This is a genomic window from Erwinia sp. PME.40.26/001, assembly GCF_055556675.1.
Window position 1 is genome coordinate 1 of the sequence record NZ_JBVHNP010000134.1, and the last position, 276, is coordinate 276.

General features: G+C 68.1%; 1 protein-coding gene. It reads left to right on the forward strand.

Annotation, left to right across the window (positions count from 1 at the left end; all coding sequences use genetic code 11):
• A partial coding sequence (locus ACZ3HG_RS23535; protein ID WP_465334768.1) for a hypothetical protein occupies window positions 1-276 on the forward strand: 276 nt, incomplete at both ends.

Sequence of the window (276 nt, forward strand, 5' to 3'; positions counted from 1 at the left end):
CGCTCCTCTTCGACGTCGTGGGCCGCAAGTTCGGCGGCAAGGTCGGCAGCTTCCTCCGCGCGACCTACTACCTGCCGCAGATCCTCCCCGTCGCCGTGGCCGGCATCGTCATCGGCTGGATCGTCCGGCCCGGCGACACCGGTGCGCTGAACCAGATCCTGGGCGGGCTCGGCATCCCGTCGTACGACTGGCTCGGGCAGATGCCTTCGGCGCTCATCGTGCTCATGGTCGTGCTCGTGTGGGTGCAGATCGGGTACCCGGTCGTGGTCTTCATGG